Below are 24,002 nucleotides of genomic sequence, written 5' to 3'. Positions count from 1 at the left end.
GGAAGGTGATCTGTGTCCACCTCGTTCACGGAGGTCGTGTCCTCCGCCTGGCAGGCCGTGTCGACCGTCGACCAGCCCGCTCCGACGGTGGTCGTCGTCGGAACGGCGATCGTCGCACTCGTGCTCGTCACCGTTCGGCCGCTGTGGCTGAAGACCCGCCATGTCGTCACGCAGGCGCACGAGGGGTCGCACGCGCTGGTCGCGGCGCTCGTGGGCCGAAAGCTGTCGGGCATCCGTCTGCACAGCGACACCTCGGGGGTGATGGTGTCGTCCGGCAACCCGCGAGGCCCCGGCATGGTCGCGACCACCTTCGCCGGGTACACCGGTCCGGCCGTGCTGGGATTCGCGGCGGCGACGCTGCTGACCCTGGATCGGCCCGCCGCGGTGCTGTGGTCGATCCTCGCCGCGCTCGCCGTCCTGTTGCTGCTGATCCGCAATCTGTACGGATTCGTCTCGGTGGTGATCGCGGGTGCGCTCGTCGGTGCGGCCGCCTATCTCGGGGACCCGATCGTCCGGTACACCGCGGCGTACCTGATCACATGGGTCTTGCTCCTCGGCGCGACCCGCCCGGTCCTCGAACTCGCCCGCACCCATTCGCGCGGTCGTGGCCGGGGTTCGGACGCCGACCAGTTGCGCGGACTGACCCGCGTTCCGGCGGCCGTATGGATCGCGCTGTTCGCGATCGTCACGGCGGGTACCGCCTTCTACGGCGTCACACGGATCGTGGTGACCCAGCTGTCCTGAGTGGCCTCGGGATGCAGGCGGCAGCACGGACGACCGCGTGCAGGCTCGCGGTGAGCACGGAGCGGTGACGCCCCGCTGCCCACCGTGTGTCGTCGCCGCTGCGGAATTCGATCAGGGTGAGTGCGTCGGTGCCGACGCTGCTCTGATGGAGGCCGAGCACCTCGATATCGATGCCGAGACGGGCGAGAGCGTCGGTCGATGCTTCGACGGGACCCATGCCCTCGTGGACACTGCGGTGTTCGGTGCCGCCGACACCCAGCGTGATCGTGGTGCCCGCGTCGGTCACGTCGAAGGCGCGCAGCACCGGTGCACCCGGGACGTCCGGCCGTGCGAGATATGCGGTGTCGAAGATCTCCCACAGTTCGGTCGCAGTGACCTCCCCGCCGCTGGTGTCGGTGTGGTCTTGCACGTGGCGAGTGAAGTCGATCTGGAGCCGACGCGGAATTTCGATGCCGTATTCGCTCTCGAGCAGGTAGGCGACCCCGCCCTTACCGGATTGCGAATTGACACGGATCACCGCGTCGTAGGTACGTCCTATGTCGGCGGGATCGATCGGCAGATACGGTACTCGCCAATCGATCTCGGACTCGGGACGGCCCTCGGCGACGGCGCGTGCCCGGTGCTCGGCGAACCCTTTCCTGATCGCGTCCTGATGAGTGCCGCTGAAGGCGGTGTGCACCAGGTCGCCGACATACGGGTGCCTCGGGTGGATCTCGATGCGATTGCAGTATTCGACGGTGCGGCGGATCTCGTCGATGTCGGAGAAATCGATCATCGGATCGATGCCCTGTGCGTGGAGGTTCAGTGCGAGTGTCGCAATGTCGACGTTGCCGGTGCGTTCCCCGTTGCCGAACACGCACCCTTCGACCCGCTGCGCCCCGGCGAGGACGGCGAGTTCGGCGCACGCGATACCTGTGCCGCGATCGTTGTGCGGGTGCACGGACAGGATCACCGCGTCGCGTCGCGCGAGGTTGGTGTGCATGTACTCGATCTGGTCGGCATAGACGTTCGGGGTCGCGATCTCGACGGTGGCCGGAAGATTCACGATCACCGGCCGTTCGGGGGTCGCGTCCCACAATTCGGTGATCGCGTCGCACACCTCGAGCGCGTAGTCGGGTTCGGTGAGGTTGAAGACCTCGGGTGAGAACTCGAACCGCACGTTCGGCAGGTCGCCGGCCAGTTCCATGACGTCGCGGCCACCGGCGACGATCAGTTCCGTCAGCGCGGTACGGTCGCGGTCGAGGACGACCTCGCGCCAGGTGGGAGCGGTCGCGGTGTACATGTGGACGACGACCTCGTTGCGGACACCCCGGACGGATTCCACCGTCCGCTCGATGAGGTCGCGGCGTGCCGGGGTGAAGACCACGATGGTGACGTCCGGCGGCGCGATGTCGGTCTCGACGATCAGGCGCACGAAGTCGAAGTCGGTCTGCGAGGCGGACGGATAACCGACCTCGATCTCCTTGTATCCCATCGCGACCATCAGCTCGAAGAAGCGGCGTTTGCGGCCGGGATCCATCGGTTCGGCCAGTGCCTGGTTACCGTCGCGCAGGTCCACCGGCACCCACAGCGGGGCCGCGGTCAGACGTTGCGTGGGCCAGTTCCGTTGCGCCAGTGGAACCTCCACGCGAGAGTACACATCGCGGTAGCGATGTGAGGGCATGGCGGAGTGCCGCTGCCTGTTCCAGACGGGGGCGTCGGCAGGAACCGGACCGGCAGGAGTGAAGATTCGCGGGAACGTGCTGGTGCTCATCGGGGAAGTCCTTCGTCGATCGTCGTTACGAGGGACCGACGCGTGTTCGACTCCACGACGGGGAGCCGGTCCGGCTAGGCCCCGCCGTGGCGGCGAAGGAGAAGGAACGCGAAGGAGCGCATGTCCCGAAGGCTAACATAACTCCTCGGACAAGTAGAGGAGTAGGCGACTCTGCGATGATGGAACCATGACCGTCGTCCGCCGCGAGCCTCTCGCCGACCAGGCCGCCGAACTGCTCCTCGAGCGCATCCGATCCGGAGAATGGCCGCTCGGCGCCAAGCTGCCCGGCGAGACGACGCTGGCTCCGCAGCTCGGCGTCGGCCGCTCCACCGTCCGCGAAGCGATCCGTCAGCTCGCCGGACGCGGCATCCTGACCACCCGGCAGGGCGCCGGCGTGTTCGTCACCGCTCTCGACGCACCCGAGGACTGGACGCGCACGGTCGCGCGCGCCGACATCCTCGCCGTGATCGAGGCCCGCATCGCCGTCGAGGTCGAGGCCTCGGCCCTTGCCGCCGCGCGCCGCACCCCCGCCGAACTGCGGGCATTGAAGAAGTCACTGCGGGAACGCGAAACCCATCGCACGGCCATCGAGGAACACGTCGACACCGACATCGTCTTCCACCGCACCATCGTGGTCGCCGCACACAACCCGATCCTTCTCGACCTGTTCGACGGCTTCACACCCCGTAACCGTCACGCCATGATCGAAATGCTCCGCACGCGCGGCACCCACGGGGACGACGCCGACCACGATACCCACCGACGCATCTACGACGCCATCGCGGACCGTGACGGGGTGACCGCCGCCGCCGTCACCCGCGACCACTTGTCCTCGCTCACGACGGCACTCGGCCGATAGCCGGGCCGGTTCTCTGCGGACGGTTCTCGACCTCCCGGGTGCGGGACGGTCACTTCTCGATCTGCATCGCGACTGCCCTCACCGGGGCCCCGTCGACGCCCGCGAACGGGATCGGCAGCAAGGACACGAGCGGATCCGCGAAGTCGATCGCGTCGAGATTGCGCAGGTTCTCGCAGATGATCGCGCCCGCGTCGGCGAGCACGTGGTGCGCTGCGAGCGTCTCGTCGCCCGTGGGATCCACGCTCGGCGCGTCGATTCCGACCGTGCGGACGCCGCGGTCGAGCAACCACCGGCACGCGTCGACGCTCAGGGCCGGATGCTCGAAATAGCGGTCGGTGCCGAAGTACCGCGACCAGCCGGTGAGGACCAGCGCGATGTCGCCGGAGCCGATCGCAGGCCCACCCCACATGTCGGCGGTGATGAGCGCACCGGCGCCGACGCGGGCGCGCACGTCGAGCACCACTCCGCGTCCCACGAAGTTCTCCGGCGGTACCGCGTCGATCGCGGCGCCGCCGCTGCGCACGTGTCGCGGCGCGTCGACGTGGGTGCCGGTCTGCGATCCCATGTCGATGCGCATCAGGTCGAATCCGTCGGTCTCGACGGTGGCGTGCGGTGTGAACGTCGGTGCCGGATCCCCGGGATAGACCTGGATGGCCGGGGAGATCACGTGGGTCAGGTCGACGATCCGCCGAACACGCATGACATCACTCCTGTTCGGGTCAGCCGAAATCGACCTGCCGCTGCGCATTCGCGAGCGCCGTGACCACACCGGTGCCGAACGCGCCGAGACGGTCGAACAGCACCGCCGTGCCGACCGCGATGCCCTCGCTGCTGATGTGGTTGTCGGCCTCGATACCGACCTCCGGTCCTTCCGGCAGACGGGACAGTGCCAGGGTGACATCGGAATTGATGTAGCCGACACCTTTGTCCGACCAGTTGGTCACGAACGACGTGCCCTCACCGACGGTCGCGGTGTTGACGAACGGCGACAGCTCCTCGCCGACGATGACCGGCAGCTGCCGCGACCACAGGCGCTTGCGATCGGAGTTCTGGTGTTCCGACCGCACCCGCGTCCATCCCGGGCCGTCGCTGCCGTACCACGACGAGTACTCGAGCGGCCCGGGCTGCGTCTCCGGGGAACCGGGAGGAGGCGTCGGGGACTCGCCGCGCAACCACACCGACCCGGGCGGCGGCGCCGACTTGCGGAGGAAGGTGAGCGTCGCGCGCGCCGACACCTCTCCACCCTGCATCAGGTTCGCGTCGGCGACGCGGATGCGGTTGCCGTCGCGCACCCGGGTGGTGGTGAAGGTGATCGGCTCGTTGCGGACCGGCCTGAAGAGATCGAGCGTGAACCGGGACGGGACGAAACCCTCGACGGCATGGTGGATCTCGAGCTCACGCGCCACCAGACCGCTCACACACGGCCCGTTGAGCATCGTGTCCGACCACGGGCTGGTCGCATACTTCGTGGGCAGGTAGACACCGTCGTCCTCGGTGAAAAAACCGCGGTTCTTGCGCTCGTGCATTCGGGAATTCTCCCAGCACCGGCCGCGGTGCGTTCATCGGGATACCCGAAGATGGGATCGTGCATGTACACGAACCCGATGTTCCGGCTGCCCGTACCCGCCTGATCGTCGACGTCGACACCGGCATCGACGACGCTCTCGCCCTGCTCTATCTCGTCGCGAGCCCGGAAGCCGAGATCGTCGCCGCCCTGTGCACGGCGGGGAACGTGCCGGTGGACCAGGTCACCGCCAACACGCTGTCGTGGCTCGAGGTGTGCGGTCGGTCCGATATCGAAGTGGCTGCCGGATCGCAGGTTCCGCTGGTCACGCCACTGATGACCACCGAGGACACGCACGGTCCACAGGGGATCGGGTATGCGGAACTCCCCGCTGCGTCGCAGTCGCGGTCGCCGCGATCGGCCGCGCAGGCGTGGGTCGATCTCACCCGCGAGCATCCGGGAGAGCTCACCGGGCTCGTCACCGGCCCCCTCACCAACCTCGCCCTCGCCCTGCGCATCGACCCGGAATTGCCGTCGCGGTTGCGTCGCCTCGTGATCATGGGTGGGTGTTTCCACCATCCCGGTAATACGACGCCGACCTCGGAATGGAACGTCGCGGTGGATCCGGAGGCCGCCAAGGTCGTGTTCGACGCGTTCTCGATCGTCCCTCCGGACCGGCGACCGATCGTGTGCCCGCTCGATGTCACGGAGTCGATCGAGATGCATCCCGAGCATGTCGCGCGGATCGGGGACGTCGTCGGTGTGCCCCGATCCGGGGAGCTGTCCCCGGACGCTCCGCGCGGTACGCGGTCGACGGCCGATGTCCCTCTCGTCCGCCACATCTCCGATGCACTGCGGTTCTACATGGAATTCCACCGTGACCAGGGCCTGGGCTTCCTCGCGCACGTGCACGACCCGTTCGCCGTGGCGGTCGCGCTGGGCACGGTTCCCTACACCTCCCGGCCCGCGACGGTCGACGTCGAGCTCGACGGACGGCTCACCCGGGGCACGACGGTCGCCGATCTGTCCGGTATGTGGCAGAGGACGCCGAACGCGGATATCGTGGCGGGCACCCGTCCGGCAGAGTTCTTCGATCATTTCGTCGAGCGGGTGGGATCGTACATTCGCGACTTGAACCTACCCCCGAGTAAGAACTAGCGTCGACAGCGCACAGTTCGGGGACAAGGAGATAAACGTGGCACAGAAAGTGCGCGTCCAATATTTCGACGATATCGACGGCCAACCGATCATGGACGGCCTGGCGCAGTCGTTCCGCATCACGGTCGACGACGACGAGTACGAAATCGACCTGCGGCCGGCGAACGCAGACAAGTTCCTGGCGGTACTCCGCCCGTGGCTGCACGAGAAGGCACCTGAGAAGCCCGCTTCGAGCACCCGCACCATCACGCCGAAGCAGACGGCAACGAAGGCCCGCACACGGACGGCGGGGACTCACAAGGCGATTCCGCCCACCCGGTCGCCGGAGCAACTGGCCGCGATCCGGCACTGGGCCCGTAACAAGGGTTACGACGTCAGCTCGCGCGGCCGGATCCCGCGTCACATCCTCGAGCGGTTCGAAGCCGCACACTCCTGAGCATCACCCGGCTGCCTCCCCGCGGCAGGCCATGAACGCCACCGACGACCGGTGCCGCCTCGTCACGCGACGAGATGGTGCCGGTCGTCGCGTCGGATGGTCACCGCAGCGACGATCACGCCCACGACCACGCCGATGACGGTGTCGGCGACCCGGTTGACGGCGAGGCCCGGACCCGCGTGCTGCCCGAGACCGGTGAGCAGCAACGCCATCGTCGTCACCCCGACCGAGGCGAGCCCGTAGTTCCGGGTCACCGTGAGTTCGGTGAGCGTCTGGAACAGCACGGCGGCCGCGACCACCGGCCAGTAGCCCAGGTCGAGCGCGAGCAGCACGGCAGCGATCATGGCGCCGCCGACATTTCCGATCAGACGCTGGATACCGCGCTGAACAGTGTTGCGGTAGTTCAATCCTTGCAGCGCCGCCATGGCACCCATCGCAGCCCACAACGGATGGTCGAGCCCGATCGGTGCGGCGAACGACGCGGCGAGCAACGACGCCACGAAGATCCGGGCCGCTCCGATCAGCACGAGACGGTCGAGCAGACGACCGCATCCTTCGCGGACGAAGCCGGGCGGCGTGGGCAGCACCGGCCGCCCCTCGGCATCGACACGCGGAATCTCGATGTCGCGCCGCGCTTTCCGAAGTTCCTTCTCGAATCGGGAGAAATCGTCGCGACGTGCGCGGGAGGTGTCGTGCGACCCGCTGTCGAGAACCGTCTCGGCCGCGTCGAGCAGTGCGGCCAGTTCGTGGACATGGGCGTCCGGACGTCGCGGGGCGTTCAGTGCGACGGTCTCGCGCGCCTTCCGGATGCTCTGTCGCGCAGCGGGAACGGCGTCCGCACCGCGGATCTCGACGGCGGAGACCGCCGCGAGGGCGCGTGCGACCGCCAGACGAGCAGGCGTGTGGGGATGGGAGAGCGCGGGGAGCATCGCGATGACATATCCGAGCAGCGCACCGATGGTCGCCGCGGCGGTGACCAGGCCCGCATCGCCCCATCCGTCGGAGAAACCGGCGGCGCCGGCGGCCGCGAAGATGAGGATCACCGGGCCGGGGCCCATGAGCGAGAAGGCCGTGAACACCCAGTACGCGACGGCCGAGCCCAGCGAGAGCGCAACGATCTGCACCCACAGCGGGGCGCCCATCGCGCCGAGCGCAGCCCCGAAGGCGGTGTAACCGACGATGCCGAGGCCGACCCACGGAAGGCGCACGGCGAGAAGCGGATACGGTTCGTATCGCAGGAAGGCACTGGTGAGTGCGCCGAGGGCGGCGAAGCCGGCGACTTGTCCGTAACCGAGCAGACCGCCGCCGACGAGGGCGAGCATCGTCGCGAACCCCACGCGCAGCGCCACGGCCACGGTCGGATCGCCGCGCCGCACTTCGAGGGCGTCCTTCCACGCGCTCGCCGACAGCGGATGCGCGAGCGCTCTCCGGGTGTGACGGAGCTGAGGGCGGTCGTCGAGTGGGCGGTCCAGCATCCGTCCACCCTATTGTTTCACTGGTAAAATATCTATGAAATTGTTCGTCCGCTGCCGTTAGACTTGCCACATGCCCTCCGAGACGCCCCAGCCCGATTACGTCGATCGCGTACGTCTCGGATGGACCGCCCACTACCCCGGCCTCGACCTGCGCCCCATCGACGTGATCGGTCGCATCACCCGCATCGGGTCGCTCGCGCTCACCTACTTCGATCGGGAACTCGAACCGAGCGGCATCAGCCGCAGCGAGTTCGAGGTACTCAGCGCGCTCGCCCGCAGCGACCACCCGTTACGCGCCAGCGAAGTCACCTCGATCACGGGGATCTCCGGTGCGTCGACGACGAAGCACACCGAGCGACTCGCCAAACTCGGTCTCGTCGAACGCACACGACTCGAACGCGACGGCCGCGTCGTCCTCCTCACCCTCACCGACGACGGGCGCGCACTCGTCGAGAAGGAGTTCCCGCGACGCCTGGCACGCGAGCGGCAGATGCTCGACGGACTCGACGACGACGAGGTTCAGGTCCTGTCCGACCTGTTGCGCAAGGTCGTCCGCAACGTCGAGAACCACTATCCGGCCTGATCCCCCGAACAGGTCAGGGCATCTCCTGCGTCTCGGCCCGTTCGATCTCGCTCACGGCGCGGCGCAGATACGCCTCGGGAGCCACGCGGCGTGCAGCGACGAGATCGGCGACGACGAGCAGGCCCGCGGCCAGATACTGCTCGGGACGGATCTTCGGGCGTTCGGCGTCGGAATCGGACACTCCGAGCGCACCCGTGAGCACGGCAACAACGGCTTCGGGTTCGAGCGATGGCAGCCATCGCAGTCCGGAACGGACGGAGCGTTCGAGCACGGCCTGCACGTCCTCACCGGCGAGACCGTCGGGATGCAGTTCCTCGAGCAACTCCCGGACCATGCCCGCGTGCACGGCCGTGACCTGCTCGTAGGGCAGGTCGACCAGTACCGCGACCGCCTCGTCGAAGGGCTCGGCCGACTCGCTGCGGGCAGCGGCGAGCGCATCGGCGGTGGCCGTCGCGATCTCCCGCGGCGTTCTCGGCCAGTGGTCGGGCCACACAGCGATCTCCTGTCCTTCCTCCGGACGCCCGGTCACAGGCGTTCCTGCAACGCGAGCGCGTCGTGCGGTGCACAGCCTTTCATGTCGTTGTCGAAGTACACGTAGACGTCCCTGCCGTCGCCCAGCCATCCGCGGATCCGCTCGGCCCACACGTCGAGAACGTCGGGGGTGTACCCGCTCGCATACAGCTCCTTGTCGCCGTGCATCCGCACGTAGACGAAATCGCTCGTGACGTCGGTGAGGAACGGGAACTTTCCGGCCGTGTCGGCGACGACGAGCCCGATGTCGTGCGCGCGCAGCAACTCCACGGCCTGCGGGCTCGCGAGGTCGGGATGCCGCACCTCGACGGCGTGCCGCAGCGGACGCTCGGCGTCCACCTCCACCCACACCCGATCGTCGGCGAGTTTGTCGGTGTGCCGGCGGGCGAGTTCGCCGGCGGCCATCGTCGTGCGGGGCAACCGGGTGAAGAAGTCCGCGAACCTGTCCTCCTCGAAACCGAGCGTCGGCGGGAGCTGCCACAGCACCGGACCGAGTGTCGGGCCGAGCGCGAGCACACCGGAGGCGAAGAAATTGGCGAGGGCGTCGTCGACACCCGCGAGCCGTTTCATGTGGGTGACGAACCGCCCGCCCTTGACGGCGTAGACGAAGTCGTCGGGTGCGGCGTCCCGCCACGCGAGATAGCTGCTCGGGCGCTGCAGCGAATAGAACGAGCCGTTGATCTCGATCGATCCGAACCGCTGGGCGGCGTATTCGAGTTCCCGGCGTTGGACGAGTCCTTCCGGATAGAAGTCTCCGCGCCAGCCCGGATAGCGCCATCCCGATATCCCGATCCTCGCCCCGGCCACGTTTCCGAGCGTAACCTCGGCTTCGATTCGGCACGCGAAGCAGCACGACCGCGCTTATCCTCTGGGCTACAAGATCACATCACACGCCAGGAGCCGTCATGTCCACGAGCTCGGTTTCTTCCAACGATCCGTTCCGATCATTACTGAAGCAGATCTGGTGGGTGGTGCTGCTGCGCGGCATCCTCGCGGTCCTCTTCGGTGTCGTCGCACTCGTCTGGCCCGGCATCACCGTGTGGGCGCTGGTGGTCGTCTTCGCGGCCTACGCGATCATCGACGGCATCGTACTGGTCGTCCAGTCGGTCCGTGACAAGCCCGAGGGCTGGGGCTGGTGGCTCGCCATGGGCGTCGTCTCCGTCCTCGCCGGCCTCGTCGCACTGTTCTGGCCCGGCATCACCGCACTCGCACTGCTGTACGTGATCGCGTTCTACGCCATCCTGTTCGGCATCACCGGCATCGTCGGCGGCATCCGGTTCCGGAAGGTCCCCGAGTCCGGATGGGTGTGGTCGGTGCTCGCCGGCGTCGTCGCCGTCCTGTTCGGCATCGTGCTGCTGATCTTCCCCGGCGAGGGCATCCTGAGCCTGATCGTCCTGCTCGGCATCTACGCGATCCTGTTCGGCGTGCTGCTCATCATCCTGGCGTTCCAGGCACGCAGTGCGGCGAAGAAGGCCGGCGTCATCTGACCACCGGCCTTTTCCCCGATCGATCTCAGGCGTTGCGCAGGCGACCCCACGCGTGCCAGCGGTCGATCTCGATCCACGCGTTGACGCGCTTGCCGTCGCGCGCGTGGTACGGCTCGCCCGTGTAGTGGCGAGCGATCCGGTCGATGTCCTCCAGGGACGGATCGTCGGTGAATTCGACGACCCGCCCTTGGAGGCTCACGTGCGTGATCCAGTCCTGCGGATCCATCGCCGACAGGCTCACCCGCGGATCGTTCCGCAGGTAGTCGAGGCGCTTACGGGTGGAGTCCATGTTGACGAGGATGCGGCCGTCCTCGTAGACGTACCAGGTCGGAACGGACACCGGATGACCGTCCGGGCGCAGAGAGCTGATCGTGGCGTAGTTGGGCTGGGTGAGGAATTCTGCGACGGCCCCGGGCACGGGTCGTTTCGGCACGGCACTCCCTTTCGATGCGGTGGATGGATCTCGATATCGAGACTAGGCCGCGATTCCCGGCGAAACCGTCCCGGGTGACGAGGGGAGGACCGACCATGGAGGTCGGGATCCTCGAAAGGAGACGATCATGCCGCGATATCTCTGGCAGGTGAACTACACCGCGGACGGCGCACGCGGGTTGCTCACGGACGGCGGTACGTCCCGGCGCGACGCCATCGTCCGGATGGTCGAAAGTGTGGGCGGGACGGTCGATTCGGTGCACTTCGCGCTCGGTGGTCACGATCTCTACGTGCTCGGCGAGGTGCCCGACGAGATCGCGGCCGCGACACTCGAACTCCGCACCATCGCCTCCGGCGCCGCGCGCTCCACGCCGATCGCCCTGCTCACCCCCGAACAGGTCGACGAGGCCGCGCGCCGCGACGCGAGTTACCGGACGCCGGGGAGCCAGGACGGCTGACCGCTCGCCTCCCGCGACGCACTGCTGGGTATCGTCTGCTCATCCTGTTGCTTTCTCGAAGAAAGTGAATTCGTGATGAGTGTGCGCCCGGCCCAGCGCAGTGACCACCGACCGGCCCGCATCCACCCGGCATGGTGGGTCGCCGCGGTGGCCTTCCTCGCGTTGTTCGGCGCCGCCGGCTTCCGGGCGGCACCCGGCGCGCTCATGGTGCCGCTGCACGACGAGTTCGGCTGGTCGACGAGCGTCATGTCGCTCGCGGTCAGCATCAACCTCGTCCTGTTCGGACTCGTCGCACCGTTCGCCGCCGCCCTGATGGACCGGTTCGGCATGCGCCGGGTGATCTCGTCGGCGCTGTTCCTGGTGGCCCTCGGCGCCGGTGGCAGCGTCGCCATGACCGCCTCGTGGCAGTTGCTCGTGTTCTGGGGACTGCTCATCGGTACCGGCACGGGGTCGATGGCCCTGGTCCTGGCGGCGACCATCGCCGACCGGTGGTTCGTCGAGCGGCGCGGCCTGGTGATGGGCATCCTCACGGCCGGTTCCGCGACCGGCCAGCTGGTGATCCTCCCTCCCGTGGCCGCGCTCGCGGAGAACGTCGGGTGGCGGCAGGCCTCCCTCGTGATCGCCGCGGCGGCGCTCGTCGTCGTCCCGCTGGTGTGGGCGGTGATCCGCGATCATCCCGACGAGCGCGGCGTCCTGCCCTACGGGGCCGACCCCGAGACCTACATCGCGCCGGCGCGGGCGACCGGTGGTGCCGTCGGCCGCGCTCTCGAAGGGCTGGTCTTCGCGGTGCGTCACCGGGCGTTCTGGGCCCTCGCGATCGCCTTCGCCATCTGCGGAGCCACCACCAACGGACTCGTCGGCATCCACTTCATCCCGTCGGCCCACGACCACGGCATGCCCACGACCACCGCGGCGAGCCTCATGGCCGCCGTGGGGATCTTCGACATCGTCGGCACCATCGCCTCCGGATGGCTGACCGACAAGTTCGACCCCCGCAAGCTGCTGGCCTTCTACTACACCTTCCGCGGCGTGGGTCTGCTCCTGCTGCCCTGGTTGCTGCAGGAGTCCGTGCACCCCAGCATGATCCTGTTCGTCGTGGTCTACGGCCTGGACTGGGTCGCCACCGTGCCGCCGACTGCGATGCTGTGCCGCCGGATCTTCGGCGACCGCGGAACCATCGTGTTCGGCTGGGTGTTCGCCTCCCACCAGATCGGTGCCGCGGCGGCCGCTTTCGGAGCCGGGGTCATCCGCGACAACCTCGGCACCTACACCTACGCGTGGTGGGCCGGAGCGTCCCTGTGCGCGGTCGCCGCGTCGCTGTCGATTCTCACCAGGGGCCGCGTCGCCACGACCGCACCGATGGGCCGCAACTGAGCGACGCGACCGCGTGCGGATCGAGACGACGCAGGACGCTATCCGGCTCGGAAGTCGCGTTCGCTACCGGCCCACTCGCGGGCCCACTCGCGCAGTTCCACGGCGCGGATCTTCGAGCCGTTGCCCCCGACCGTGGTGGGCATCCGTTCGATGACATGGATCGCCGTGGGCACCTTGAAGGCGGCGAGGGTCTCGCGGCACCAGGCCCGAAGGGTCACCGAGGTCGTGTCCGCGGGTGCGTCGTCGGTGGGGACGACGAAACCGATCGCCTCGGTGTAGCCGCCGTCGCCGGCGATGCCGACGACCTTGGCCGTGGCCACGCCGGGATGCTCCGCCAGACGCGTCTCGATCTCGGCGGGGTCGACGAGGAAGCCGCGCAGGCGCAGGACGTCGCCCATCCGGCAGACGTAACGGAAACCCCCGTCGCCGAGGTCGACGGCGAGGTCGCCGCTGCGGAACCAACCGTCGGCCGTGAACGCGCGCGCGGCGGCGTCGGGGTTGCCGAGATAGGCGTCGACGACGTTCGGGCCGCGGAACTGCAGTTCGCCCTGTTCGCCGGCCGGGAGGACCCGATCGTCGTAGGGATCGGCGACCCGCAGTTCGATCGCCGTGTCGACCGCGCGTCCGCCACCGTTCCAACGCACCGATTCCGGATCGTCGGCGTTCCACAGCATCGCGAGGGCGAAGACCTCGGACGAACCGAACACACCGGAGGTGTGTGTGCCGAATTCGTCGCGCAGCCATCGGGCGATCTCGTGGGAGCGGCCGAGGAAGTCGGCGATGCCGACCCAGCGCAATGACGATAGATCGACGCGTTCGCCGTCGTGCCAGGCGTCGTAGAGACGACCGAACAGGTCGTCGGCGCCCACCGCGTGCGTGACCCCGACCTCCCGCATCCGGCGCAGGACCGCATCCGGATCGAAGACCGTCTCCATGAGCAGCGCTCCCCCACCGGCGAGCGCCGCCATCGCGGTACTGAAACCGAAGACCCCCGAGACCGGGAGCACGCACAGCGCCACGTCGCCCTCGGCGACCTTCATGATCGCGGCGTCGGCGCGTCCGTGACGGACGACCGCGTTGCCGCGATGTGCGGCCAGCTTGGGCACGCCCGTGGAACCGGATGTCGTGAACGCCACCGCGATCCGATCCTCGGGATCGTCGTCGATCCCGGCCGGGGTGAGTGTCGCGGTGTCGGGGGTCTCGGGAGCGCTCGCGCCACGCGTGTCGCCGCTGCCGGCCGTCCACGTGCCTCCGCCGAGATCGAAGTCGGCCGGGGACGCCGAGGGGTTCGCCGGTCCGGGCACCACCGCAACCACCGGGGTGGACACATCGGGCACGGACGCCGCGGCCTCGGTGAGCCGACCGAACAGGTCGAGTCCGTGGAAGGCGGCCGGCACGGCCACGACGGCAGGTCGTGCTGCGGTGAGTATGTGCGCGACCTCACGGGTGTTGTAGCGGGTGTTGACACCGATGACGTGGGCACCGAGCGCGGAGGCCGCGAACTGCCACACGAGTGCGTCGGACCAGTTCGGCAACATCACCGCGATGCACTGGCCGGCGCGCAGGCCGATGCCGTCGAGTTCGCTGCGCACGGCCTCGACCCGGTCGCGGAACTCTCCGCGGCTGCGGGCCACCGCCACGTCGTCGACGATGTCGTAGGCGATCGGGGCATCCGGATTCGCGGCGACGAGCCCGTCGAGCAGTGCGGACAGGGTGTCGGTGCGGGTGGTGGTCACAGCGCTGCCTCCTCGGGAACAGCGACCCGACGCAGTTCACCGATCCAGGTGTCGGCGAGCGCGGCGAAGTCGTCGATCTCCTCCATCGGATAGTGCCCGATACCGGCCAGTGCCGTGAAGCGGGCGCGTCCGGGAAGTGCGTCGTTGATGGTGTCCGCTGCCCGGGCCACGGCGTCGGGGTCGATCCACGGGTCGTCGACGCCGGCGACGAGGTGGATCGGTGCGGTCACCCGGTCGAGGCGGTCGCGCACGTCGTGGGTTCCCCAGCCGATGAGGTCGGACGACGAGATCTCCGGGTCCTCCCGCTTGTGCATGAGCGCGATCGTGTGCGCCTTCACCTCCGGAACCGAACGTCCCACGGATGCAAGAGTTCCCAGATAGGTGCGCTCGGAGCGCGACGGCCCGGCGACGTCCTCGAGTTCGCGGCGCAGACCGGTGACGTTGACGCGGCCCGGGCCGGGCTCGGCTTCCATCGCCACGGCCCCGGACAGCGGACGGTCCGGGCGGGTCGCGAGTTCGAGTGTGAGCTTGCCCCCGATCGAGCAGCCCATGACGAACGGCCGGTCGATCCCGAGCGCGTCGAGCACCTCGCACAACCAGTCGCCGTAGGTGATCAGGCTCGTGACGGGGCCGCCGGGTGCCGGTTCGGAACGTCCGTGGCCGGGCAGGTCGGGGACGACCACCCGGTAGCCGCGGTCGGCGAGATCCCGGGCCGCGTGGCGCCACTGCACGCCGCTCTGGCCCGCAGTGTGGATACACAGGACGGTGGGCAGGTCGGTCGCGTCGAGCGCGTTGCCGGATCGTGCATCGGGAGTGACGATCTCGACGAAGCCGAGCGCTCCGCCGATCTCCAGGTAGCGGGCCTCGATCATGAGCGGGCCTTTCGGGCGAGGGCACGGGCGTGCCCGATGATCGTGTTGAGCGGCTTGGTCAGGCGTAGGTATTCGTATCCGTCTCCGGTGGAGGAGAATTCGCCGCGGATGGCGCGGCGCATGAAGTCGTTCTCCTCGGACAGGACGAGATCGGTCCAGGCGTGGTCGGACGCGACGAAGGTGAACGTCGCGCCGTGCGGGGTGCGCCGGGTGACGTCGACGATTCGCCCCTTGTAGATGCGCAGGTGCAGTTCGATCTCGCCGCTGCGCAGTCCGATGGTGCCGTCCCAGGTGGACAGCGAGGAAGTGAAGTCCCGGTCTTCCGAGAGGCTCTCGGCGAGCAGTGCGCCCCAGGCGGGTGTGCAGAAGTCCAGTTCGGGAACCGTCGGCTGTTCGTCGTCGAAGGTCCATGTCTCGGTGCCGGATTCGCGTACCGTGCCGGCCTGGTCCACGAGCCGGACGTAGCGGTGCGCGGTCCGTCCGGACACGCGGGTGATCGCGGTGTCCGCCGATACGACGTCCGATGCGGAGACCGGATCGTGTGCATTCCAGTCGAATCCGGACGGTACGCCACCGGGAACGGACGGGACGAGCGAGGCGACGGCCAGGGCACCGAGGACGGGTGAGTTCGCCGGTGCCACCGTACCGGAGGCGGTCAGGACATCGGCCACGGTGCGGGGTTCCGAGGCGGTGCGGTCCCCGACGGTGAGCGGGCGGGTGACGGTGTGTGCGCTCATGCCTGCTCGGGCCTTCCCAGGAGTTCGTCGGAGATGATGCGCATCTGGATCTCGCTGGTGCCCTCGAAGATCTTCGTCAGACGTGCGTCGCGCCAATGGCGTTCGACCTGGAAGTCGGTGGTGTATCCGGCGCCGCCGTGGATCTGCACGGCCTCGCTGGTGACCTGCTCGGCCATCTCGGTGGCGACGAGCTTGCACATCGACGCCTCGAGCGAGCACCGCCGGCCGGTGTCGATGTCGGTGGCGACCGAGTACATCAGCTGGCGTGCGGCCTCGATGTCGGCGGCCATCTTCGCGATCTTGAACCTCAGATGCTGGAAATCGCCGATGGGGCGGCCGAACTGGCGGCGGGTGTGCACGTACTCGATCGAGTCCTCGAGCGCGGCGCGGGCGAGGCCGATGGCGCGGGCGGCGGTGTGGGCACGGCCCACCTCGAGGCCGGAGACGGCGAGGTAGAAGCCCTTGCCCTCCTCGCCGAGCATCTTGTCGGCCGGGATGCGGAAGTTGTCGAACGACAGTTCCCAGGTGCTCCACCCGAAGTAGCCGATCTTGCGGACCTTGGTACCCGAGATGCCCTCGGGGAACACGCCGCGTTCCTTCTCGACGAGGAAGGCGCTGATGCCGCGATGCGGCTTGGCCGGGTCCTTGTTCGGGTCGGTGCGGGCGAAGAGCACGAGGTAGTCGGCCTCGTCGGCGTAGGTGCACCACATCTTGGTGCCGTTGACGACCCAGTCGTCGCCGTCGCGCACGGCGCGGCACGAGATGTTCGCGACGTCGGAGCCGGCCTCGGCCTCCGACAGGGCGTACGCGCCGAGGTACTCACCGCGCGCGACCTTGGGCAGCAGTGCCGCCTCCTGCTCGGGGGTGAATCCACCGCCCATGCCGTTGCCGCGGGCGAGCAGACCCGACACGCTCATCCATGCCCGCGACAGTTCCTCGGCCACGAGGCAGTACTCGAAGACGCCGAGCCCGAGACCGCCGTGTTCCTCGGGGATCATGATCCCGAAGAAGCCGATCTCGGCCATCTCCTTCTTGAGGGAGTCGGGGATGGTGCCCTGGACCGGGTCGAGTTCGTTGGCGACGGGCAGCACCTTCGTCATCGCGAAGTCGCGGGCGAGGTCGCGGATCGCGAGGCGTTCCTCGGTGAGATAGCGCGGGGAATCGGTGCGCGGCTGCGAGGGGCGGTGGGTCATGGGAGGTGCACTCCTTCGATGGACCGGAGTAGGTCATTAACGCTTGTTCACCCAGTACAGCACGGCACCCATGACCCGTCAACGGTTCAGCGCGAATATCCGACCAGATTGAGCGCGTATCCGGCGAAATCGTCGGCGACCTCCTGTGCCGAGAGGGGTCCGCTCTCCCGGAACCAGAGGGGGATGCCGGCGCACATCGTCAGCACCGCGGTGACCCCTTGATGCACTCGTTCGATCGTGAAAAGTCCCTGCTCCACACCGTCTTCCGCGATATCGACGAAGAGTTGTTCCTGCGCGTCGCGTGAGCCCACCACGCGCTTGCGGTCGAGCGGGCCGAGATACCGCAGTTCCGAATTCGCCACCAGGCAGGCCCGCGGATTCCGCGCGGTGTACAGCGCGTGGGCCGCGACCGCCGCGCGCCACCGCTCGACCGGATCGTCACCGACCTTGCGCAGCGCGTTGCGGGTCGCCGTGAACTGCTCGTCACTCGCGCGGCGGAGAATTTCCACGAGCAGTTCCGACTTGTTCTCGAAGTGGTTGTAGACGTTGGCAGCGCTGCAACCTGCGGCGTTGGCGATATTGCGCATCGTCGCCCCGTGGAATCCGCACTCGTAGAACTCGTCGAGCGCGGTCTCGAGAATCCGTTCCCGAATGGACGAGGACGCTCCGTTCGACCGGCTGTTCATCCCTGCACAGTAGGCACACATCGCGCCGACCAGCAAGAACCTTCCCGTTGACGGGCATGCGCACGCTTGTTATGGTCCAGCTCACATGAACGGACGTTAATAAAACGCACAACGGAGGATCTGCTGTGTCCAGCCCCCATCCCGGACCGTCCCTGCTCGACCGCATCACCCGCCTCGAAGACCTCGAGGCGATCCGGAAGCTCGATGCGCAGTACTGCCGCCACCTCGACGACGGCAACCGGGACGCGCTCATGGAGCTGTTCACCGATGACGGCGAGTTCGACGGCCTGTCCCACCCGCAAGGAAAAGAGGAAATGCGCACCTTCTTCGCGGGACTCGCCGACGGCGGCCTGACCTCCTTCTGGCACTTCATCACGAACCTCGAGATCGACCTCGACGGTGACCGCGCCACCGTGCGCTCGTTCCTGTGGCAGCCGTGCGTCACCGACGGCACCCCCGCGATCGCGGCCGGTCGCTACAACGACGAGGTCGTCAAGGTCGACGGCCGCTGGCTCTACAAGGTCAAGCGGGTGCGTTTCCACTTCTTCGGACCGCTCGAGTCCGGGTGGGACGAGAACCTCTTCGCGCTCGACAGCGCCCGCGGCGCGGCGGTGCGGGCATGACCGACACCGTGAACGGCGTCCCCACCTCGTCCCCGGAGGACGAGCTCGTCTGGACGCGGATGCTCCGTCTTCTCGAGATCGCCGAGTTGCGTCGCCGACGCGCCCGCGTGACCAACACGCTCGGTGGCATTACCGTCGTGCTGTTCACGTCCTTCCTCGTCGCCTTCATCGGGTTCCCCGACCAACTCGGCGCCACCGTCGTCCTCGGCATCCCGCTGTCGCTGTGGGTGGTGTTCTCCCAGTTCGCCGGAACCTGGGTGCTGGTCTGGGCGTACTTCCGTCTCTCCCGCACCTACATCGGCCCCGCCGTCGACGACGCCGTGGTGGCCGTCGAACGGAACCGTCCCGCATCCGAGGAGGTCGCATCATGACCGGTGACGCCGATTATCTCGCCATCGCGATCTGCAGCGCCGTCATCTCCCTGACCCTGTGGGTGACCTTCGCTGCATCCCGGCGCGCGAAGAGCGCCGACGGATTCTTCGCCGCAGGTCGCTCGATCTCGAGTTGGCAGAACGGATTCGCCATCGCGGGCGAATTCATCTCCGCCGGCAGCTTCCTCGGCACCACCGGTCTGATCTTCTCCAAGGGCGTCGACGGCACCGTCATCCTGTTCACGTCCGTCATCTCGTTCCTGCCGGTGCTGTTCCTCCTCGCGGAGAAGATGCGCAATCTCGGCAAGTACACCCTCGCCGACGTCCTCGTCTTCCGCACCGACTCGCGGAACGTGCGGGTCGCGGTCGCGCTGAGCACGATCGCCACCGGCACCTTCGTGCTGCTCGCCCAGCTCGTCGCCGCGGGTGTGCTCCTCGAATCCGTCTCGGGCATCCCATTCTGGCTGTCGGTGGTGGTCGCCGGATCGCTCATGGGCATCTACGTCTTCGTGGGCGGCATGCTCGCCACCACCTGGGTGCAGGTCATCAAGTCGACGATCCTGTCCGTGCTCGCGATCATCGTGTGCTTCGGCATCCTGGCGCAGTTCGGGTTCGCATTCCCGAAGGTCCTCGACGCCGCAACCGACAACGCCGTCGCGGGCGACGCGATCCTGTCCCCCGGCCTGATCTTCGGCCAGACCAGCGCGATCAACCTCGTCTCCTACGCGCTCGCGTTCGCCCTGGGCACCGCCGGAATGGCGCACATCCTCATCCGGTTCTTCACCGTCCCCGAGGCCACGACGGCACGTCGCTCGCTCGGCTGGACCGTCGCGCTGTGCAGCCTGTTCTATCTGATCGTCATCGTGATGGGCTTCGGCGCCGCAGCCGTGCTCGGACCGAACGGCACCGATCTCGTCGGGTCCGGCGGCAACCTTGCGGCACCCGTCCTCGTCACCGAACTCGGTGGCGGAGCCGGCACGGTCGGTGGGTCCATCGCGCTCGCACTCGTCGCCGCGGTCGCCTTCGCGTCCATCGTCGCAGTGGTCGCCGGTGTCGTGATCTCCGCGGCCGGCACCTTCGCCCGCGACGTGTGGCCGGCGGTCACGCGGAAGGAACCGATCGAGAATCTCGACGCGGACGAGCAGGCCCGGGAGGACCAGGCCCAGGCCCGCATCGCCCGGTACGGGGCCGTGTCCTTCAGCGTCCTCGCCATCGGCCTGTCCATGCTCATCGGCGACGACACCAACATCACCTTCTTCATGGGCATGGCGTTCATGGTGGCCGGCAGTGCGCATCTGCCCGCTCTCGTGCTGAGTCTGAACTGGCGGCGCTTCAACGCCACCGGCGCGGTCTGGGGTGTGCTCACCGGTCTCGTCTCGACGGTCGTGAGCCTGATGTTCACCGAGGCCCTGTGGATGGGCAACGGCCCCGCTCCCCTGACCATCCAGCTCCCGGTGATCGTCACCATGCCGCTCGGCATTGCCGCGTGCGTGATCGGATCGATCGTCGGCGAGAAGCGTCGGGGACGAGGCCGCCTCGAGGACGAGAAGTTCGCGGAGATGCTGGTGCGCGCGGAGACCGGCATCGGCGCGGAGGTCGCCGCCACGCACTGATCCGTCAGCGATATTTCGGGTTCGCGACCTTCAGCCGGTTCGCGGCCAACCCCCTGATCACCTCGGCGACCTGCGGGTCGTCGAGGTGATCTCGTCCTGCACGCACACCGAGGGCGAGTTCGGCTTCGGAGCGGTAGCCGAGCCCGGCGAGCCGCACCCGATAGGTCTCCCGCACCGCCGGGGCGAAGAGGGCCTCCCGTGCGGCGATGCCGAGAACGTGCGCCGCCACCCGGCTGCGGTAGCGGGTCTTCGCATCGGCGCCCGCCCCGACCTCCAGGACGAACTCGCGCACTGCCCCGAGCAGCTCCTCGACGGGCGGTGCTCCCAGGAACTGTGGGGTGGCGGGCGGAGTCTCCGTCTCGTCGTGGGGAGGGACGTCGAGCAGGTCCAGCAGGTCGTGTTCGCACTCGGCGACGCGCCGGCCGATGGCGAGCAGTTCGAGGGTGTTGTCGCCTCCCGTCGCCGCTGCGGCGGCCTGCATCCGGCAGATCACCGCCCACCGCAGCGAGCCGTAGACCTCCCACCAGTGGACGACCTCGGGGTCGGGACTCTCGCCCGATTCGTCGGCGTACCCGCGGAACAGGTCGTCGCGGGAACCGAACCCGCCCACCGGATGCGGCGAACCGAAACGCCAGGTCCGGGTGCACAGCCACCCGAGGTCCTCCATCGGGTCACCGACGTGCGCCAGTTCCCAATCGAGCACCCCGCGCACGCCCTCCGCGTCGACGAGGAGGTTCCCGTTGCGGAAGTCGCCGTGCACGAACGCTTTCCCGGTCGCCGGTGGACGGTTGCGGAGGAGCCACGCGAACGCGGCCTCGAGCGTCGGCACGGGGTTGCCGTTGGTGAGGTACTCGTCGAACAGGGAGGTCAGCGGGTCGTGTTCGGGCAGGTTCGGTACGGCCTCGATGTCCATGCGGTGGATCCGGGCGAGGATGCGTCCGAGTTCGTAGGGCAGTGCGGCGCGGACCTCGGCCAGATTCTCGTCGCGCAACAACTTCTGCGGCAGTGCCTCGCCGGGCACCTTCGACATCACGAGGTAGGCGCCGATCCCGGGGTGCGGTTCGTCGCCGCTGCGGTCGATCACGTCGGGCACGGGCACGCCGATGCGGGCAGCCTCGTCGAAGGACGCCGCTTCCATGGCGATCCTGCGTGCGTCCTCGCGTCCTGGCGGGTCGCGGCGCAGGATCAACTCCCGGGTGTCGCCGGTGGCCGACACCGCGGTGATCGCCCAGGTCTCGCGGCTCGCACCACCGGTGAGCCGTTCGATGCGCCGCAGCGTCCAACTGCCGTCGAGTACCGACGAAAGACGCTTCGTCAGTTCGTCTTTCAATTCACCGCTGACGCCACCCACCGCGACCTCCCCTGTTCGGTTTCCTGCGGTGGATACTCCCACGGTGATCCGCGGTGTGCGTGCACTTCCACCGCGACATCGTGGAGTGTCAGGCCGCGAACCCCACCGCGCCGATCACCGGGATGATCGTCATGAAGACGATGGCGAGCGCGAACAGCGTGATCGTGATCTTCTTGTCCCAGCGCGATCGCGTTCCCGTCGCGGCGAGCATGAAGAAGACGAACCCCACGCAGATCGATCCGATACCGATGACGACGGGTGTTTCCAGCATGCCTCCATCATCACCCATACCGTTTCCAGATTTCCGGCGGTCTCCTGCAGGTGGTCGGCCGCGACGGGCCGAGATGTGCCGGGGAAGGTCGTCTACTCTCCCCCGCCCGGCACATGACCCACGCCGACGTCGCCGCGTATGTCACGGACGCGATCTACCGTCCTGACTCACGCGGATCAGCGGTTGAGCTGCGTGATCCGTCCGGTCAGCAGCGTGGCGAACGCCGTCCACGCCGAGTACGGAGCCAGCGCGGCACCCGCAGCCGGATTCGCCTCGGCCGTCCGGCGCGTCAGATCCGCGGTACTGGCGGCGAGTAGGGCGGCGACCACAGTGGCAGGCATCAACCGATGCCACTTGAAGAACACCCACGACCACGACGCGTTGAGAACGAGATTCGTAGCCAGAGCCGCGATGTAGTTGCGACGACCCGCATAGTCGTCGGCGTCGGTGTACTCGTCGATCGCGACGGCCGAGGTGACAGCGATATCGGCATACAGCGCCGTCCAGACGATCGGGAACGCCGCGGCCGGAGGCTGGAAACCGGGCTTACGCAACTTGCGGTACCACCGGGAGTTCGTGTCCTGGGAGGCGATCGATCCGACGATCGCGGAGGTCGTGGTGGCAGCGGCGGTCGCGAGAACGGTACTGAGTCTCATGTCTGTCGGCTCCTGTGGATGACGGTTGATCGTCGGCTACCCGAGCCGAAGGCGCACGAAACGGACACCTCGGTAGGGTGGCGGGCCGGGAGGTCGACATGAGTGGATTGCAGCAGGTCGGTGACGGGGTCTGGGCGTTCGTGCGCACCCCCGGCGGTTGGGGTGAGGCCAACACCGGGTTGGTCGTCGCACCGGGAACGGCGTCGCTGGTCGTCGATACCGCATGGGACGTCGCATGGGCGCAGCGCATCGCCGAGGCGCAGGCACCGCTGGTCGCCGATGCTCCGATCACCGACGCGGTGAACACCCACAGCGACGGTGACCACTGGTGGGGCAACGACACGCTGCCGCCCGACGCGCGGATCACCACCAGCGCCGCCGCACTGGACGGGATGCGCGAGGATCTTCCACCGCGCGCCCTCACCGTGCTGGCCGGCACGGGCTCCCTGATCCGGCACGTCCCCGGCCCCATCGGTGCGGCCGGTGCCTACATGGCGCGGGTCCGCGGCGGTGCCCGATTCCCGCGCCGCACCCCGCGGATGCCCGACACGACCTTCGTGACCGCCACCTCACTGGACATCGGTGGTCGCACGATCGAACTCGAGCAACTCGGACCGTGCCACACGTCCGGCGACCTCGTCGTGCGCGTGGCCGATGCCGGGGTCGTCTTCACCGGCGACCTGCTGTTCATCGGGTCGACGCCGATCCTGTGGCACGGCCCGCTCGACAACTGGTTGTCGGCGCTCGATCGGCTGCTCGGCTGGGACGCCGACGTGTACGTACCCGGGCACGGGCCGACCTGCGGTGCGGCGGAGATCCGAGCACTGCGCGACTACTGGCTGTGGCTGCGCGATGCCGCCCAGGATCATCACCGGGCCGGACTCACCCCGCTCGAAACAGCGCGGAAACTCTTGCTCACGAAAGATTTCGATGCGTGGCGTCACTGGGAGTCGCCGGAGCGCATCGCACTGAGCCTGAGCACGCTGTTCGACCAGTGGAACGGCAACCCACCGGCGCCGCCCACCGTCGCACGTCGCGTCGCAGCCTTCATCGCGGCCGAAACACTGCTGCGCGAAGGAGCATTCGAGGCGTCCTGATC

The 24,002-nt window shown here is 68.1% G+C and carries 27 protein-coding genes; 12 read left to right on the top strand and 15 right to left on the bottom strand.

What is annotated here, in order from left to right; genetic code table 11:
- The first annotated feature begins 12 nt into the window (after nucleotides 1-12).
- A complete protein-coding gene (locus BO226_RS21360) occupies nucleotides 13-744 on the top strand; it encodes a M50 family metallopeptidase (RefSeq protein WP_006553139.1) in 732 nt (243 codons plus the stop codon).
- Here the strand turns inward: BO226_RS21360 and BO226_RS21355 are convergent.
- Nucleotides 713-2,497, bottom strand: a complete 1,785-nt coding sequence (locus tag BO226_RS21355) for a 2-isopropylmalate synthase (protein ID WP_071935997.1) — start codon at nucleotides 2,495-2,497, stop codon at nucleotides 713-715. The two genes, BO226_RS21360 and BO226_RS21355, sit on opposite strands and share 32 nt — an antisense overlap.
- Nucleotides 2,498-2,684: 187 nt before the next feature.
- On the opposite strand from BO226_RS21355, the gene BO226_RS21350 reads away from it, so the two are divergent.
- A complete protein-coding gene (locus tag BO226_RS21350; protein WP_006553137.1) occupies nucleotides 2,685-3,356 on the top strand; it encodes a FadR/GntR family transcriptional regulator in 672 nt (223 codons plus the stop codon).
- 49 nt (nucleotides 3,357-3,405) lie between these two features.
- On the opposite strand, the gene BO226_RS21345 is transcribed toward BO226_RS21350, so the two are convergent.
- Entirely contained in the window at nucleotides 3,406-4,056 is a 651-nt protein-coding gene (locus BO226_RS21345) for a cyclase family protein (RefSeq protein WP_071935996.1), read from the bottom strand.
- A 19-nt stretch (nucleotides 4,057-4,075) separates the two neighbouring features.
- Nucleotides 4,076-4,882 carry an acyl-CoA thioesterase domain-containing protein gene (locus BO226_RS21340; RefSeq protein ID WP_071935995.1) on the bottom strand — a complete coding sequence of 269 codons (807 nt, stop codon included), beginning with the start codon at nucleotides 4,880-4,882 and terminating at the stop codon, nucleotides 4,076-4,078.
- Nucleotides 4,883-4,941: 59 nt separating this feature from the next.
- Here BO226_RS21340 and BO226_RS21335 point away from each other — a divergent pair, with 59 nt between their 5' ends.
- Nucleotides 4,942-6,018 carry a nucleoside hydrolase gene (locus tag BO226_RS21335; RefSeq protein ID WP_071935994.1) on the top strand — a complete coding sequence of 359 codons (1,077 nt, stop codon included), beginning with the start codon at nucleotides 4,942-4,944 and terminating at the stop codon, nucleotides 6,016-6,018.
- 37 nt (nucleotides 6,019-6,055) lie between these two features.
- Nucleotides 6,056-6,454, top strand: coding sequence for a histone-like nucleoid-structuring protein Lsr2 (locus BO226_RS21330; RefSeq protein ID WP_006553133.1), 399 nt, complete (start codon nucleotides 6,056-6,058; stop codon nucleotides 6,452-6,454).
- A 62-nt stretch (nucleotides 6,455-6,516) separates the two neighbouring features.
- Here the strand turns inward: BO226_RS21330 and BO226_RS21325 are convergent, their stop codons facing one another.
- Nucleotides 6,517-7,929 (bottom strand): FUSC family protein, encoded by a 1,413-nt coding sequence (locus BO226_RS21325; protein WP_071935993.1) that lies wholly within the window; start codon nucleotides 7,927-7,929, stop codon nucleotides 6,517-6,519.
- 70 nt (nucleotides 7,930-7,999) lie between these two features.
- Between BO226_RS21325 and BO226_RS21320 the strand changes: the two genes are divergently transcribed.
- Nucleotides 8,000-8,512, top strand: coding sequence for a MarR family winged helix-turn-helix transcriptional regulator (locus BO226_RS21320; protein ID WP_006553131.1), 513 nt, complete (start codon nucleotides 8,000-8,002; stop codon nucleotides 8,510-8,512).
- 13 nt (nucleotides 8,513-8,525) lie between these two features.
- Here the strand turns inward: BO226_RS21320 and BO226_RS21315 are convergent, their stop codons facing one another.
- Together BO226_RS21315 and BO226_RS21310 are read right to left on the bottom strand one after the other, a co-directional pair.
- Complete coding sequence (locus BO226_RS21315) at nucleotides 8,526-9,041, bottom strand: hypothetical protein (protein ID WP_006553130.1); 516 nt, start codon at nucleotides 9,039-9,041, stop codon at nucleotides 8,526-8,528.
- Nucleotides 9,038-9,850, bottom strand: coding sequence for a DUF72 domain-containing protein (locus tag BO226_RS21310; RefSeq protein ID WP_071935992.1), 813 nt, complete (start codon nucleotides 9,848-9,850; stop codon nucleotides 9,038-9,040). The genes BO226_RS21315 and BO226_RS21310 overlap by 4 nt, the downstream gene beginning before the upstream one ends.
- 98 nt (nucleotides 9,851-9,948) lie before the next feature.
- Here BO226_RS21310 and BO226_RS21305 point away from each other — a divergent pair, with 98 nt between their 5' ends.
- Nucleotides 9,949-10,530 carry an HdeD family acid-resistance protein gene (locus tag BO226_RS21305; RefSeq protein WP_041803490.1) on the top strand — a complete coding sequence of 194 codons (582 nt, stop codon included), beginning with the start codon at nucleotides 9,949-9,951 and terminating at the stop codon, nucleotides 10,528-10,530.
- Nucleotides 10,531-10,555: 25 nt separating this feature from the next.
- Here BO226_RS21305 and BO226_RS21300 read toward each other — a convergent pair whose 3' ends face one another.
- Nucleotides 10,556-10,963: a TIGR03618 family F420-dependent PPOX class oxidoreductase gene (locus BO226_RS21300; RefSeq protein ID WP_024102384.1), complete on the bottom strand. Its 408-nt coding sequence runs from the start codon at nucleotides 10,961-10,963 to the stop codon at nucleotides 10,556-10,558.
- Nucleotides 10,964-11,090: 127 nt separating this feature from the next.
- Here BO226_RS21300 and BO226_RS21295 point away from each other — a divergent pair, with 127 nt between their 5' ends.
- Together BO226_RS21295 and BO226_RS21290 are read left to right on the top strand one after the other, a co-directional pair.
- Nucleotides 11,091-11,420: a GYD domain-containing protein gene (locus BO226_RS21295; RefSeq protein ID WP_006553126.1), complete on the top strand. Its 330-nt coding sequence runs from the start codon at nucleotides 11,091-11,093 to the stop codon at nucleotides 11,418-11,420.
- Between the two features lie 75 nt (nucleotides 11,421-11,495).
- Nucleotides 11,496-12,794, top strand: coding sequence for an MFS transporter (locus BO226_RS21290; protein WP_019288841.1), 1,299 nt, complete (start codon nucleotides 11,496-11,498; stop codon nucleotides 12,792-12,794).
- Nucleotides 12,795-12,832: 38 nt separating this feature from the next.
- On the opposite strand, the gene BO226_RS21285 is transcribed toward BO226_RS21290, so the two are convergent.
- The 5 genes from BO226_RS21285 to BO226_RS21265 all read right to left on the bottom strand — a co-directional run bounded on the left by BO226_RS21285 (nucleotide 12,833) and on the right by BO226_RS21265 (nucleotide 18,018).
- The gene (locus BO226_RS21285) at nucleotides 12,833-14,530 is read right to left on the bottom strand and encodes an AMP-binding protein (RefSeq protein ID WP_071935991.1); all 1,698 of its coding nucleotides are present in this window, start codon (nucleotides 14,528-14,530) and stop codon (nucleotides 12,833-12,835) included.
- The gene (locus tag BO226_RS21280; RefSeq protein WP_024102387.1) at nucleotides 14,527-15,402 is read right to left on the bottom strand and encodes an alpha/beta fold hydrolase; all 876 of its coding nucleotides are present in this window, start codon (nucleotides 15,400-15,402) and stop codon (nucleotides 14,527-14,529) included. The genes BO226_RS21285 and BO226_RS21280 overlap by 4 nt, the downstream gene beginning before the upstream one ends.
- Complete coding sequence (locus tag BO226_RS21275) at nucleotides 15,399-16,139, bottom strand: hotdog fold domain-containing protein (RefSeq protein WP_071935990.1); 741 nt, start codon at nucleotides 16,137-16,139, stop codon at nucleotides 15,399-15,401. The genes BO226_RS21280 and BO226_RS21275 overlap by 4 nt, the downstream gene beginning before the upstream one ends.
- On the bottom strand, nucleotides 16,136-17,332 hold the full coding sequence (locus BO226_RS21270; RefSeq protein WP_071935989.1) for an acyl-CoA dehydrogenase family protein: 1,197 nt from the start codon (nucleotides 17,330-17,332) through the stop codon (nucleotides 16,136-16,138). Before BO226_RS21270 ends, BO226_RS21275 begins: the two co-directional genes overlap by 4 nt.
- 86 nt (nucleotides 17,333-17,418) lie before the next feature.
- On the bottom strand, nucleotides 17,419-18,018 hold the full coding sequence (locus BO226_RS21265; protein WP_064256427.1) for a TetR family transcriptional regulator: 600 nt from the start codon (nucleotides 18,016-18,018) through the stop codon (nucleotides 17,419-17,421).
- A 125-nt stretch (nucleotides 18,019-18,143) separates the two neighbouring features.
- Between BO226_RS21265 and BO226_RS21260 the strand changes: the two genes are divergently transcribed.
- The 3 genes from BO226_RS21260 to BO226_RS21250 are packed head-to-tail and all read left to right on the top strand — an operon-like array spanning nucleotide 18,144 to nucleotide 20,625.
- Complete coding sequence (locus BO226_RS21260; protein ID WP_064256426.1) at nucleotides 18,144-18,641, top strand: nuclear transport factor 2 family protein; 498 nt, start codon at nucleotides 18,144-18,146, stop codon at nucleotides 18,639-18,641.
- Nucleotides 18,638-19,012 carry a DUF485 domain-containing protein gene (locus BO226_RS21255; RefSeq protein ID WP_064256425.1) on the top strand — a complete coding sequence of 125 codons (375 nt, stop codon included), beginning with the start codon at nucleotides 18,638-18,640 and terminating at the stop codon, nucleotides 19,010-19,012. Before BO226_RS21260 ends, BO226_RS21255 begins: the two co-directional genes overlap by 4 nt.
- The gene (locus BO226_RS21250; protein WP_064256424.1) at nucleotides 19,009-20,625 is read left to right on the top strand and encodes a solute symporter family protein; all 1,617 of its coding nucleotides are present in this window, start codon (nucleotides 19,009-19,011) and stop codon (nucleotides 20,623-20,625) included. Before BO226_RS21255 ends, BO226_RS21250 begins: the two co-directional genes overlap by 4 nt.
- Nucleotides 20,626-20,629: 4 nt before the next feature.
- Here the strand turns inward: BO226_RS21250 and BO226_RS21245 are convergent, their stop codons facing one another.
- The 3 genes from BO226_RS21245 to BO226_RS21235 form a co-directional block, all read right to left on the bottom strand.
- Nucleotides 20,630-21,976: a phosphotransferase family protein gene (locus BO226_RS21245; protein WP_064256423.1), complete on the bottom strand. Its 1,347-nt coding sequence runs from the start codon at nucleotides 21,974-21,976 to the stop codon at nucleotides 20,630-20,632.
- A gap of 88 nt (nucleotides 21,977-22,064) precedes the next feature.
- Nucleotides 22,065-22,247 carry a hypothetical protein gene (locus BO226_RS21240; RefSeq protein WP_006553115.1) on the bottom strand — a complete coding sequence of 61 codons (183 nt, stop codon included), beginning with the start codon at nucleotides 22,245-22,247 and terminating at the stop codon, nucleotides 22,065-22,067.
- A gap of 176 nt (nucleotides 22,248-22,423) precedes the next feature.
- Nucleotides 22,424-22,903 (bottom strand): TspO/MBR family protein, encoded by a 480-nt coding sequence (locus BO226_RS21235; protein WP_064256422.1) that lies wholly within the window; start codon nucleotides 22,901-22,903, stop codon nucleotides 22,424-22,426.
- A gap of 98 nt (nucleotides 22,904-23,001) precedes the next feature.
- Here BO226_RS21235 and BO226_RS21230 point away from each other — a divergent pair, with 98 nt between their 5' ends.
- Nucleotides 23,002-24,000 carry an MBL fold metallo-hydrolase gene (locus BO226_RS21230; protein ID WP_064256507.1) on the top strand — a complete coding sequence of 333 codons (999 nt, stop codon included), beginning with the start codon at nucleotides 23,002-23,004 and terminating at the stop codon, nucleotides 23,998-24,000.
- Nucleotides 24,001-24,002 lie beyond the last annotated feature (2 nt).

It is taken from the genome of Rhodococcus sp. 2G (genome assembly GCF_001886355.1).
In the GTDB taxonomy this organism is placed as follows: domain Bacteria; phylum Actinomycetota; class Actinomycetes; order Mycobacteriales; family Mycobacteriaceae; genus Rhodococcus; species Rhodococcus pyridinivorans.
This window is presented reverse-complemented; position numbering and strand designations above follow the sequence as displayed.